Genomic DNA, 12,324 nt, shown 5'->3' with positions numbered 1-12,324 from the left:
TTATTCGGGGCTAGGCTTTGGCCAGCCGCGCGGCGACCAGCTCGGCCAGTTCCACCACTTCCGCCCGCTCGCCGACCACACCTTCCAGCATGGCGGTACAGTTCGGGCAGGCCACGGCGACCTGGCTGGCGCCGGTGGCGCGAATGTCGTCCATGCGCATATCCGGAATACGGCGCTCGCCCGGAATATCGGTGAACGAGGCGCCGCCACCCCAGCCGCAGCAGCGCGATTTCATGCCGGAACGCTCCATCTCTACCACCTTGATGCCGATCCCCTTGAACACCTGGCGCGGGGCATCGATCTCGCCGTTATAGCGGCCCAGATAGCACGGGTCGTGATAGGTGATGGTGCTGGTCTCGGCATCGGCCCGCAGCGGGATCTGCTGCTTGGCCAGCAACTCGGCAATCAGCTGGCTGTGGTGCTGGATACGGTAGTTGCCGCCCAGCGCCGGGTACTCGTTGGCCAGACAATGGAACAGGTGCGGGTCCGGGGTCACGATGTGGTCGAAGCTGTAGTGACGCAGCGTGGACATCATCTTGCCGGCCAGCTGCTGGAAGGTCGCCTCGTCGCCCAGCCGGCGTGCCAGATCGCCGCAATCCGGTTCGGCTTCGCCCAGCACCGCCACTTTCAGGTTGGCCGCTTTCAGTACCTGCACCAGGGCACGCAGCGCACGCTGGTAACGCATGTCGAAGGCACCCTCGCCGGCCAGCAGCAGCCAGTCGGCATGCTCGCCCGGCAGCAGTACCGGCACATTCAGATCCACTGCCCAGTGGTAGCGGGCGGCCAACGGGTAACCACCGACGGTGTCGGTATCGCGCAGATTGGCCAGCGCCTCGGCGCCCTTGTTCGGCACCGTGCCGCGGGTCAGCGTGACATGGCGACGCAGGCTGACCACGGTGTCCACGTGCTCGATCAGCATCGGACATTCCTGCACACAGGCACGGCAGGTGGTGCACGCCCACAGCGTATCTTCCGCCAGCAGACCGCCAAGAATCGGCTGCTGCGCATCACCGCCACGCAGCGCCTGTCCCGGGTGCGGATTGCCGGCATAGCCCTGGCCATCGCCGGAGGCCAGCCCGGTCACCATGTCCTGGATCAGCTTCTTCGGGTTCAGCGGCTGGCCTGCGGCATAGGCCGGACAGGCGGCTTCGCACTTGCCGCACTGCACGCAGGCATCGAAGGACAGCAGCCGGTTCCAGGCAAAATCGGCCGGCTTTTCCACGCCGAACTCGTTGCTGTCCAGATCCAGCGGCTTGAGATCGGTCGAGCGCTTGTTACCGGAAAAACGCTCTTGCCGCGGGTGGAACGCCAGATGCAGCAGGCCGGCCACCGCGTGCTTCATCGGGCCACCCAGGCCAATACCCAGCGCCAGCTCGGCACCGCCCAGCGTCAGCCCGGCCAGTGCCAGCAAGGCCAGCAACCTGGCGGCGCTACCCAGCGCATCGCCGCTGATTGCCAGCAATGCGGCCAACCCTGCACCGATGGCAAACAGTGTCAGGCTTCTGGGCAGACGGTTCCAGGCACCTTTGGACAAGCGCGCCGGCGGCGATTTGCGGCGCGAGCGCACCAGCATGGCACCGGCGAACATCAGCCCTGCGGCCAACAGCATCAGCACATCCAGCGCCGGCAGGTACAGCATCAGGCCATAGTTGGCCGCAGCCAGTGCCAGCACGGCCACCGCGCCACCGGCCACCGCCACGTGGGCACGGGCGATGAACGGGTCGCGCGCCACCACGTGGTGCAGGTCGACGAAATAGCGTTTCGGGATGGCAAACAGTCCGGACCAGGCCACCTGGGCGGCGCGCCCCTGGCGCCACAGGGCGGCACGGCGTGCCAGCCCCAGCGACAGCAGGATCGCGCCCAGCCAGAACAGGCCGGTAAGCGCAAGCGGGAAGTTCATGTCAGAAGTCCTTCACCAGACGCAGCGCGTCGTAGATCGCGCCGTGGATGTTGTGCATGGAGATGCAGTCGCCGACGCGGAACAGCAGGAATTCGTCGCCCTGCAGCGGCTCGGACAGGCACGGCTGCGGCTGCGAGGCGAACAGCGTGTGCACGTCGGTGATGCCCTGGTTCTTGGAGCGCTCCTTCAGCGACCAGTACAGGGTGTCGTTCGGCAGAATGCCGTTTTCCACCACCACCTGGTCCACCGCGCGCTCTTCCAGTGCCTCGGTATACTCGTTACGCAGCACCGCGATCAGCTTGTCGCCTTCGCGGTAGACGCGATCCATCCAGAAGTTCGGGGTCGGGATCATGCCCTGCGCGTAGAGGCGGCGATAGAAGATCGGGAAGGTGGTGCCGCCGGTGTCGTCGCCCACTTTCACGTCCGGGGTGACGATCTCCACCTGGCTACCGCGGCTGGACAGGAAGTCCGCCACACCGAAGCCGGCATGACCGCTCACCGCGTCATACACCAGTACGTTCTTCTTCGGCTCCACCTTGCCGGACAGAATGTCCCAACCGGTTACGGCCAACCCTTCGTCCACGCCCCAGCCCGGCACCATGCCGCTATTGGGTACACCGCCGGTCGCCAGCACCACGATGTCCGGCTGCTCGGCCAGGATCATCGCTTCGTCGGCAGCAGTACTCAGGCGACGATCCACGCCCAGACGCTGGGTTTCCATGTCCAGCCAGCGGATGATGCCAGCCATCTGTTCGCGTTGCGGCGCCTTGGCAGCCAGCACGATCTGCCCGCCCACCACGTCATTTTTCTCGAACAGCACCACGTCGTGGCCGCGTTCTTTCGCCACGCGGGCGGCTTCCAGCCCGGCCGGACCGGCACCCACTACTACCACCTTGCGCTTGTGCTTCGCTTTCTCGAAGGTGTGCGGCATGGTGGCTTCGCGGCTGGTGGCGGCGTTCTGGATGCACAGCACGTCCTGGCCGAAGTACTGGCGGTCGATACAGTAGTTGGCGCCCACGCACTGGCGGATCTGGTCTTCCTTGCCATCACGGATCTTGATTACCAGATGCGGGTCGGCAATGTGGGCGCGGGTCATGCCCACCATGTCCACCATGCCGCTGGCCAAGATGCGTTCGGCCTGGTTCGGGTCGCGGATGCTCTGCGCGTGCATCACCGGCACCTTGGATACCGATTTGATACCGGCGGCCAGATGCACGAACGGTTCCGGCGGCAGCGCCATCGGCGGCATGCAGTTGGCCAGCGTGTTGTGGGTGTCGCCACCGGAGCCGACCACCGACAGGAAGTCGATCATGCCGGTCTCGGACATGGCCTGGGCAATGTCCTTGAGCATGTCGTGGCTCAGGCCATCTTCGTGGAATTCGTCACCGCACATGCGCAGGCCGACACAGAAGTCGCGGCCAACCTCTTCGCGGATCGCCTCGAACACCTGCATGCCGAAGCGCATGCGGTTTTCCAGCGAGCCGCCGTATTCATCTTCGCGGAAGTTGGTCCGCGGGCTCCAGAACTGGTCCATCAGGTGCTGGTGCGCGGCGGAGACTTCCATGCCATCCATGCCGGCGGCCTTGATGCGGCGTGCGGCCTGCTTAAAGTCGGCGATGATGCGTTTGATTTCGTGCTTCTCGATAATCTTGGCGTTACCGCGGTGCACCGGTTCGCGAATACCGGACGGGCTGACCAGATGCGGCCAGTGCTCGCCGTAATAGCTGGAACGGCGACCCATGTGGGTAGCCTGGATCATGATCTTGGCGCCGTGGCGATGCATGGTCTCGGCCAGCCGCGACAGCGGATCGATGATCTTGTCGGTGGACAGGTTTACCGACTTCCACCAGCTTTGCGGGCTGTCGATCGACACCGGACTGGAGCCGCCGCAGATCGCCAGGCCCAGGCCGCCCTTGGCCTTTTCCTCGTAGTAGCGGATATAGCGCTCGCCCGGCAGCCCGCCCGGCTCGGCGTACACCTCGGCGTGGGCGGTACTGACGATGCGGTTGCGGATGGTCAGCTTGTTGAGGGTAATCGGTTCAAACAGGTGCGGATAACGCATGGCTCACCTCACTTCGGCTCGACAGTGAACACGCAGTAGTCGGCACCTTCGCCGGCACACTGGGTTTCCGCGCTGATGGTGTGATAGTCGTGGCCGAGGTGTTCGCCCACCCAGTCCATGGCGCCGGCAAACCAGCCGGCAAACATGTAACAGGCCTTGCCTTCGCTTTGCGGTGCGCCGGCCACACCCTGCGCCAGTACGAAGCAGGAGTTGTCGAGACGGATCTGGGCATTGCCGCTGGCCGGATCGGCGCTGATGAAAGAGAACTGGCCCCAGCCGCGCTGCGACAGGCGGTTCAGATAGTGTTCGAACACCGCCATGCCCTGCAGGCCGTGGGTACGGGATTCGGCATCGCACCAGAAGTAGGCGGAACGGTAGCCGGCGTCGTACAGCGCCTCGGAATAAGTGCCCTTACCCAATGCCGCCTCGACGGCCATATGGTTGTTGACGAAGAAATGGCGCGGCACATACAGCATCGGCAGGCCATTGGTGGTCCACACGCCGGTATCCGGGTCGACGTCGATGGGTACGAGTGGTTGCATCACGAGTCTCCTGCACGTTGTGTTGCGGGCGCGGGGTGCGCTCCGCCAGTCAGGAGAAATGTTGCATGAGGGCCATGCGGCCAACCTCGACGGCAACGACCGGTATTTGCCGCCGTCCGACACGAAATGGCGAAATCCGTCCAGCCGGCCGGCAAGCGCGGGCAGAAATGCCGCTGGTGGTCTGCCGGGACCGCCCTGCCTGTTCGCTACTTACGTCGGGTCAGGCCGTCCACCATGCCAAGCCCCGCCGACAGGGCCGTCGCCTGCCGGCATGCGGCGGTCGCCTGCGCACCAGCCGTTGCAGCCCGGCCGCCTAGACTGCATCAGTCTGCTTCAGCTCCCGGGAGTCCCCATGCGCCGGCTGCTTCACACCATCAAGCTGTACGCGCCAGAGTTGGCCGCAATCGTGCTGCTGGCCCTTACCTGGCATCTACTGTTCTGAGCACCGGCAGCATGGCCGGAACAAAAAAAAACGCCCCTCGCGAGGGGCGTTTTTAGCTGCAGGCCGGGCCGGCTTAGCCGATCCAGCGACGGGCGCTGGCAAACATGCGGAACCAGCCGCCGTTCTCGCCCCAGGACTGCGGGTACCAGCTGTTCTGCACACTGCGGAACACACGTTCCGGGTGCGGCATCATGATGGTGAAGCGACCGTCCGGTGTAGTGACACCGGTGATGCCGGCCGGCGAACCGTTCGGGTTCAGCGGGTAGGCTTCGGTCGGCTGGCCGGTGAAGTCCACGTAGCGCAGTGCAGTCAGCACCTGTGCCTGGGCACCCGGGGCAAATACCGCGCGGCCTTCGCCGTGCGACACCACCACCGGCAGCTTGGAACCGATCATGTCCTGCAGGAAGATGGACGGCGACTCGGTCACTTCCACCATGGCGAAGCGTGCCTCGAACTGCTCGGAAGCGTTGCGCTTCAGCTTCGGCCAGTACTGCGCACCCGGGATGATGTCCGACAGGTTGGACATCATCTGGCAGCCGTTGCATACGCCCAGCGCGAAGGTATCGCCGCGGCCGAAGAAGGCCTCGAACTGCTCGCGTGCCTGGCTGTTGAACAGGATGCTCTTCGCCCAGCCCTCGCCGGCGCCCAGCACGTCGCCGTAGCTGAAGCCGCCGCAGGCCGCCAGGCCCTTGTAGTCGGCCAGTTGCACACGGCCGGCAATGATGTCGGACATGTGCACGTCGACGGCTTCGAAACCGGCGCGGGTGAACGCGGCGCCCATTTCGATCTGGCCGTTCACGCCCTGCTCGCGCAGGATGGCGATACGCGGACGCGCGCCGGTGGCGATGAACGGTGCCGCCGGGTTTTCTTCGGTATCGAAGGTCAGCTCGGCAAACAGGCCGCGCGAGCCGGCATCGGCGATCTGCGCGTATTCGCTGTCGGCACCAGCCGGGTTGTCACGCAGACGCTGCATGCGGTAGCTGGTCTCGGACCAGGCCTGTTGCAGGGCGATGCGGCTTTCGGCAAACAGCTCCTGCTCGCCATGCACCAGACGCAGCACGCCATCGTCGGACGGCATGCCGATCACCGACACCAGTGCCGACAGGCCCATGATGTCGAAGCGCTTGAGCACGTTGTCGATCTCGTCGGCAGCCACTTGCAGCACGGCGCCGAGTTCTTCGTTGAACAGTACCGCGTTGACGTTGGCCGCATCGCCGCCGGTCAGCGCCGACAGTTCAACCTGCGCGCCCAGATGGCCGGCGAAACACATCTCGGCCAGGGTCGCGAACAGACCACCGTCGGAACGGTCGTGGTAGGCCAGCAGCTTGCCATCGTCCACCAGCGACTGGATCACGGTGAAGGCGGCGGCCAGCTGTTCTGCATCGTCGGCGTCCGGCGTCTGGCCGGACAGGTCTTTCCACACCTGGCCAAAGATGGAACCGCCAAGACGGTTCTTGCCGGCGCCCAGGTCCAGCAACAGCAGCGCGCTGTCGGCGGCCTGCAGCTGCGGAGTAACGGTCTTGCGCACGTCGGCCACCGGCGCGAACGCGGAAATGATCAGCGACAGCGGCGCGGTGACGGCTTTCTTCTCGTCGCCATCCTGCCAAACCGTCTTCATCGACAGCGAGTCCTTGCCCACCGGGATGCTGACATCGATCTTCTGGCAAATCTCGGATACCGCCTGTACGGTGGCGTACAGGTTGGCGTCTTCACCCGGGTGGCCGGCAGCGGCCATCCAGTTGGCGGACAGCTTGACGTTGCCCAGCTCGCCCACGTTGGCCGCAGCCAGGTTCAGCAGCGACTCGCCCACCGCCATGCGACCGGAAGCCGGGGCATCAAACAGGGCAGCCGGGGTGCGCTCGCCCATCGCCATGGCTTCGCCCAGCGTGGTGTTGAAGCCCATGGTGGTCACGGCCACGTCGGCCACCGGCACCTGCCACGGACCGACCATCTGGTCGCGCGCGGTCATGCCGCCCACGGTACGGTCGCCGATGGTGATCAGGAAGCTCTTGTCGGCCACGGTCGGGTTGCGCAGCACGCGGTAGGCCGATTCTTTCAGCTCGTACTGCGCGGCATTGAACGCGGCGGTGGTCACCACCTTGCTCTTCACGTCGCGGGTCATGCGCGGCGGCTTGCCCAGCAACACGTTCAGCGGCATGTCCACCGGGTTGTTGTCGAAGTAGTCGTCGCGTACCTGCAGGTGGCCGTCATCGGTGGCCACGCCCAGCACCGCGAACGGGCAACGCTCGCGTTCACAGATGGCGGTGAATACTTCCAGATCCTGCGGCAGGATGGCCAGCACGTAACGCTCTTGCGATTCGTTGGACCAGATCTGCATCGGGGTCATGCCCTTTTCTTCCAGATGCACTTTGCGCAGGTGGAAGATGGCGCCACGGCCGGCGTCGTTTACCAGTTCCGGGAAGGCATTGGACAGGCCGCCGGCACCCACGTCGTGCAGCGACACGATCGGGTTGGCCGCACCGCGCTGCCAGCAGCGGTCAATCACTTCCTGGCAGCGGCGTTCGATTTCCGGGTTGCCGCGCTGTACCGAGTCGAAGTCCAGGTTCTCGCTGTTGGCACCGGTATCCATCGAGGATGCCGCACCACCGCCCAGACCGATCAGCAGGCTCGGGCCGCCCAGCTGGATCAGCAGCGCGCCTTCCGGAATCTCGTTCTTGAAGATCTGCTGTTCCTGGATGCTGCCCAGACCACCGGCGATCATGATCGGCTTGTGGTAGCCGCGACGCTCGCCCTGGAAGTCTTCTTCAAAAGTACGGAAGTAACCGGCCAGGTTCGGACGGCCGAATTCGTTGTTGAATGCGGCGCCGCCAATCGGACCTTCGAGCATGATGTCGAGTGCTGAGGCGATGCGGCCCGGCTTGCCGTAATCCGGGCTTTCCCATGGCTGTTCGAAGCCCGGGATGTTCAGATTGGACACGGTAAAACCGGTCAGACCCGCCTTCGGGCGCGAACCACGGCCGGTGGCACCTTCGTCGCGGATTTCACCGCCGTTACCGGTGGAAGCACCGGGGAACGGGGAAATGGCGGTCGGGTGGTTGTGGGTCTCCACCTTCATCAGGATATGGGTCGGCTCTTCGCTGAAGGCGTAGGTATTGCTGCCCGGCTGCGGGTACAGGCGCTCGATGGTGGCGCCGTCGATCACCGAAGCATTGTCCTTGTACGCCACGCGGGTGCCCTGCGGATGGGCGTCGTGGGTATCGCGGATCATGCGGAACAGCGATTTGCTCTTTTCTTCGCCATCCACGATGAACTGGGCGTTGAAAATCTTGTGGCGGCAGTGCTCGGAGTTGGCCTGCGCGAACATCATCAGCTCGACGTCGCTCGGGTTGCGCTCCAGCTTGATGAAGTTTTCCACCAGGTAGTCGACTTCGTCCGGCGACAGCGCCAGACCCATGTCGGCGTTGGCCGCATCCAGCGCGGCCTTGCCGCCGCCGAGGATGTCCACGGTGGTCAGCGGTTGCGGATCGACATGCACGAACAGGCGGCCCGCGTCTTCCAGCGACGGCAACACGGTTTCGGTCATTCTATCGTGCAAGAGGCCCGCCAGACGCTGGCGAGCCTCGGTGTTCAATGCGGATGCGGACTGCACGCGATATGCGATACCGCGTTCGATACGCTGGATAACTTCCAGGCCGCAGTGGCTGGCGATATCGGTGGCTTTGGAAGCCCACGGCGACAGCGTGCCCAGACGCGGGGTAACCAGGAACAACTCGCCGGTCGGCTCTTGCGCCAGCGGCGGCTCGCCATAGGTCAGCAGTTTTTCCAGAACGGCGACTTGCGACTCGGTCAGCGGCGCTTCGCTTTCGGCGAAATGCCAGTATTCCGCGGCGATAGTCAGATCGGGTAGACCCGCTTCGCGTGCGGCCTGGAGGAGTTTATCAAGTCGGAACTGGGACAGGGCAGCACCGCCCCGCAGCTTGAGAATGTGCGACATTGGATTCCCGCAACAAGGAGAGACAAGGATCAGGAAAGCGCGTCATAATACACGGAATCCCTCATATTTTTAAGGCCGCATCCAGATTATTGTCTGACAGCCGCGATGCCGCCCACCCGGTTAGCCAATAAAAATCAAGGAGTTGCGAAAATGAAAAAGATCGAAGCCATCATCAAGCCGTTCAAGCTCGACGAAGTGCGCGAGGCGCTATCCGAGATCGGCATCAATGGCCTGACCGTCACCGAGGTTAAGGGGTTTGGCCGCCAGAAAGGCCATACCGAACTGTATCGCGGCGCCGAATATGTGGTGGACTTCCTGCCGAAAGTAAAAATCGAGGTAGTCATTGCCGACGATCTGGTTGACCGCGCCATCGAGTCCATCGTCAGCAGCGCCCGCACCGGCAAGATTGGCGACGGCAAGATTTTCGTCACCTCCGTGGAGCAGGTGGTACGCATCCGCACCGGCGAGACTGGCGAAGACGCGGTCTAACCAGCGCGAACCAATAAAAAACGGCGCCTTGAAGGCGCCGTTTTTTATGGCAAAGCCACAATCAACCCCAGAATTTCCACCAGGATTGCTCCTTGGTGCGCCATTCACCGGCAGCAAACGGGCTTTGCGGATAGTTCAGCTTCAGCACCCGCAGGCTGTCCTGACTCAGGTCCTTCATGCCCAGCTTGTCGTAAGCCACCACCATGATTGCCAGGGCCTCATCGTTGTAGCCAGTATTGCCGTACTCTTTCAGCACGGTTTGCGCACGGCCGATTGCCGCCATCCAGGCGCTACGCTTCATGTAGTAGCGCGCCACATGCATCTCGTTACCTCCCAGCGCCACCACCAGCCGCTGCATTTTCGCGCTGGCATCCTCGGCATACTGGCTTTGCGGGAAACGTACAATCAGTTCGCGGAAGGCAGCATAGGAATCACGCGCTGCTTTCGGATCGCGTTCGCTCATATCCTGACCGGTCATGCGCGACAGGAAGGAGTTGTCGTCGTTGTAGTACACCAGGCCCTTCAGGTAGTACATGTAGTCGACGTTGGGGTTCGCCGGGTACAGGCGGATAAAACGGTTGGCCGCAGCCACCGCCAGCTCCGGCTCGCCATCCTTGTAATGGGTATAAGCCTGCTCCATCAGCGCCTGCTGGGCATGTTTGCCGTACGGGTAACGGGCCTGCAGCGTCTCAAACAGCTTGATGGCGCGGGTATAGTTGCCGCCATTAAGCTCGTCATGGGCTTCGGAATAAAGGCGGTCTACCGACCAGCCACGGGTTTCATCCTGCGTGTCCACTGTGGCACAACCCGCCAGCAACACCGCGACGAGCAAGGATACAAAGCGTTTTTTCATGAGACGTCCCTGTTTAGACTGCGCACGATTATAACCAAAACAGACGGTCGCGCACGCCCCATGCCACCGCACCGCCACACCATTACCGGCGGACAGCACGCAGGCCGGCAGGACAACCCCGGCCGAAACCTTTAAAATCACTCCTTTAGAAGAACACGCACCAACACCATGAACGAACAAGACATGCTCGGCGACGAGTTGCTGGACGATGAAACACTGGATACCGGCAGCGAACCTGTTGCGGAGCTGAAGCAGCTGACCGTGCCATACGAGCTCGGCGGCGAGCGCCTGGACGGCGCGCTGTCCAAAATGCTGCCGGATTACTCGCGCAGCCGCATGACGCAATGGATCAAGGACGGCAAGGTCAAGCTCGATGGCAAAATCGTTGCCGGCAAGACCAAGCTGCTGGGCGGCGAAGTCATCGACCTGGAAATCGTGCGCGCACCGGACGAGCAAAACTACCAGCCGGAACCGGTGGACTTCCCGGTGCTGTACGAAGACGAGCACCTGATCGTGGTCAACAAGCCAGCCGGCATGGTGGTGCACCCAGCGGTAGGTAACTGGAGCGGCACCCTGCTCAACGGCCTGCTGTACCGCTACCCGGAGCTGGCCGCCATTCCGCGCGCCGGCATCGTGCATCGTCTGGACAAGGACACCTCCGGCCTGATGGTGGTAGCCCGCAGCCTGCAGGCGCAGACCAATCTAGTGCAGCAGCTGCAGGCACGCAGCGTCAAGCGCGTCTACCGCGCCATCGCCACCGGCGTGGTACCGTTCGACGGTAAGATCGAAACCCTGATCGGCCGCGACCCGCACAACCGCCTGAAAATGGCCGTGGTGCGCTTCGGCGGCAAGCCGGCCATCACCCATCTGCGGGTACTGGAGCGCTTTGCCGACTTCAGCTACGTGGAATGCAAGCTGGAAACCGGCCGCACCCACCAGATCCGCGTCCACATGCGCGAGGCCAAGCACCCGCTGGCCGGCGATCCGGTCTACGGCAACCCGCGCCACCATGGTAGCGAGACCGTCGATGCCGCCATCAAGCAGCTGGGGCGCCAGGCACTGCACGCCTACACCCTGGCCCTGGTACACCCGGCCACCGGCATCACCCGCAGCTGGAAAGCGCCGGTGCCGGACGACATGAAAGCGGTACTGGAAGCATTGCGCACCGAGGCAGAGGAAAAGCAGGCCGCGGCCAACGCCAAGCAGGCACTCAAGGCCGCCGAGCTCTCCGACGACGATGATGACGACTGGGACGACGACGATTACGACGTAGAGGTGCACTATGTCCCATGAGTGGATCACACCGGAGTGGCCGCTTGCGGCCAACGTCGGCAGCCTGATCACCACCCGCAGCGGCGGCGTCAGCCCGGCCCCGTATAACAGCCTGAACCTGGGCGACCACGTTGGCGACAGTCCGGCCAACGTTGCCGCCAACCGTGCGGCGCTGCGCGACCACCTGCCCGCCGACCCGGCCTGGCTGGAACAGGTGCACGGCACGGTGGTGGTCGACGCCGCCACCGTGGCCCCCGGCAGCAAACCCAAGGCCGACGCCAGCTTCAGCCGCACCCCGGGCGTGGTGTGCGCCATCATGACCGCCGACTGCCTGCCGGTACTGCTGGCAGATCGCGCCGGCACGGTAGTGGGCGCGGCCCACGCCGGCTGGCGCGGGCTGTGCAATGGCGTGATCGAGGCCACCGTACAGGCGATGAACGAACCTGCGGCCAACCTTGTCGCCTATCTGGGCCCGGCCATCGGCCCGGATGCTTTCGAAGTCGGCGCCGAGGTGCGCGACGCCTTTCTGGCGCACGACATCCACGCCGTGGAAGCCTTCCAGCCGATTGACGACGGCAAGTACCTGGCCGATATCTACCTGCTGGCACGCCAGCGGCTGGCCGCACTCGGCGTAACCGAAATCTACGGCGGCGACGCCTGCACCGTCATCGAACGCAACCGCTTCTTCTCCTACCGTCGCGATGGCGTGACTGGCCGCATGGCCAGTCTGATCTGGATCAGCTAACCACAATATCTTGTGTCCAGAGGGCGGCCACTGCCGCCCTTTCCTGTTTTTGGGCGTCGCCAAA

8 protein-coding genes are annotated in these 12,324 nt (G+C 63.9%); 3 read left to right on the top strand and 5 right to left on the bottom strand.

Translation table 11 applies throughout. The features are described from left to right. Nucleotides 1-10 precede the first annotated feature (10 nt). The 4 genes from HU218_RS06070 to purL all read right to left on the bottom strand — a co-directional run bounded on the left by HU218_RS06070 (nucleotide 11) and on the right by purL (nucleotide 8,901). Nucleotides 11-1,900, bottom strand: coding sequence for a (Fe-S)-binding protein (locus HU218_RS06070; protein ID WP_174874045.1), 1,890 nt, complete (start codon nucleotides 1,898-1,900; stop codon nucleotides 11-13). Between the two features lies 1 nt (nucleotide 1,901). Beyond that, the gene (locus tag HU218_RS06065; RefSeq protein ID WP_174874044.1) at nucleotides 1,902-3,962 is read right to left on the bottom strand and encodes an NADH:flavin oxidoreductase; all 2,061 of its coding nucleotides are present in this window, start codon (nucleotides 3,960-3,962) and stop codon (nucleotides 1,902-1,904) included. Nucleotides 3,963-3,970: 8 nt separating this feature from the next. Then, nucleotides 3,971-4,504 (bottom strand): DUF5943 domain-containing protein, encoded by a 534-nt coding sequence (locus HU218_RS06060; protein WP_174874043.1) that lies wholly within the window; start codon nucleotides 4,502-4,504, stop codon nucleotides 3,971-3,973. Between the two features lie 515 nt (nucleotides 4,505-5,019). Beyond that, on the bottom strand, nucleotides 5,020-8,901 hold the full coding sequence (purL, locus tag HU218_RS06055; RefSeq protein ID WP_174874042.1) for a phosphoribosylformylglycinamidine synthase: 3,882 nt from the start codon (nucleotides 8,899-8,901) through the stop codon (nucleotides 5,020-5,022). A gap of 150 nt (nucleotides 8,902-9,051) precedes the next feature. Between purL and HU218_RS06050 the strand changes: the two genes are divergently transcribed. After that, complete coding sequence (locus HU218_RS06050) at nucleotides 9,052-9,390, top strand: P-II family nitrogen regulator (protein WP_174874041.1); 339 nt, start codon at nucleotides 9,052-9,054, stop codon at nucleotides 9,388-9,390. A 61-nt stretch (nucleotides 9,391-9,451) separates the two neighbouring features. Here the strand turns inward: HU218_RS06050 and HU218_RS06045 are convergent, their stop codons facing one another. Next, nucleotides 9,452-10,243, bottom strand: a complete 792-nt coding sequence (locus tag HU218_RS06045) for an outer membrane protein assembly factor BamD (RefSeq protein ID WP_174874040.1) — start codon at nucleotides 10,241-10,243, stop codon at nucleotides 9,452-9,454. A gap of 168 nt (nucleotides 10,244-10,411) precedes the next feature. Between HU218_RS06045 and rluD the strand changes: the two genes are divergently transcribed. Both rluD and pgeF read left to right on the top strand, forming a co-directional pair. After that, nucleotides 10,412-11,536 carry a 23S rRNA pseudouridine(1911/1915/1917) synthase RluD gene (rluD, locus tag HU218_RS06040; RefSeq protein WP_174874039.1) on the top strand — a complete coding sequence of 375 codons (1,125 nt, stop codon included), beginning with the start codon at nucleotides 10,412-10,414 and terminating at the stop codon, nucleotides 11,534-11,536. Next, nucleotides 11,526-12,260 (top strand): peptidoglycan editing factor PgeF, encoded by a 735-nt coding sequence (gene pgeF, locus HU218_RS06035; RefSeq protein WP_174874038.1) that lies wholly within the window; start codon nucleotides 11,526-11,528, stop codon nucleotides 12,258-12,260. Before rluD ends, pgeF begins: the two co-directional genes overlap by 11 nt. Nucleotides 12,261-12,324: the final 64 nt, after the last annotated feature.

The sequence above is a fragment of the Vogesella oryzae genome, from assembly GCF_902829295.1.
GTDB classification, from domain to species: Bacteria; Pseudomonadota; Gammaproteobacteria; order Burkholderiales; family Chromobacteriaceae; genus Vogesella; species Vogesella oryzae.
The sequence above is the reverse complement of the archived record's forward strand: the minus strand, read 5'-3'. Positions and strand labels throughout refer to the sequence as shown.

Excerpts from the sequence above, each read along its gene's own strand:
- HU218_RS06070 (WP_174874045.1), bottom strand. The coding sequence starts at position 1,900 with ATGAACTTCCCGCTTGCGCTTACCGGCCTGTTCTGGCTGGGCGCGATC.
- HU218_RS06065 (WP_174874044.1), bottom strand. The coding sequence starts at position 3,962 with ATGCGTTATCCGCACCTGTTTGAACCGATTACCCTCAACAAGCTGACC.
- HU218_RS06060 (WP_174874043.1), bottom strand. The coding sequence starts at position 4,504 with ATGCAACCACTCGTACCCATCGACGTCGACCCGGATACCGGCGTGTGG.
- purL (WP_174874042.1), bottom strand. The coding sequence starts at position 8,901 with ATGTCGCACATTCTCAAGCTGCGGGGCGGTGCTGCCCTGTCCCAGTTC.
- HU218_RS06050 (WP_174874041.1), top strand. The coding sequence starts at position 9,052 with ATGAAAAAGATCGAAGCCATCATCAAGCCGTTCAAGCTCGACGAAGTG.
- HU218_RS06045 (WP_174874040.1), bottom strand. The coding sequence starts at position 10,243 with ATGAAAAAACGCTTTGTATCCTTGCTCGTCGCGGTGTTGCTGGCGGGT.
- rluD (WP_174874039.1), top strand. The coding sequence starts at position 10,412 with ATGAACGAACAAGACATGCTCGGCGACGAGTTGCTGGACGATGAAACA.
- pgeF (WP_174874038.1), top strand. The coding sequence starts at position 11,526 with ATGTCCCATGAGTGGATCACACCGGAGTGGCCGCTTGCGGCCAACGTC.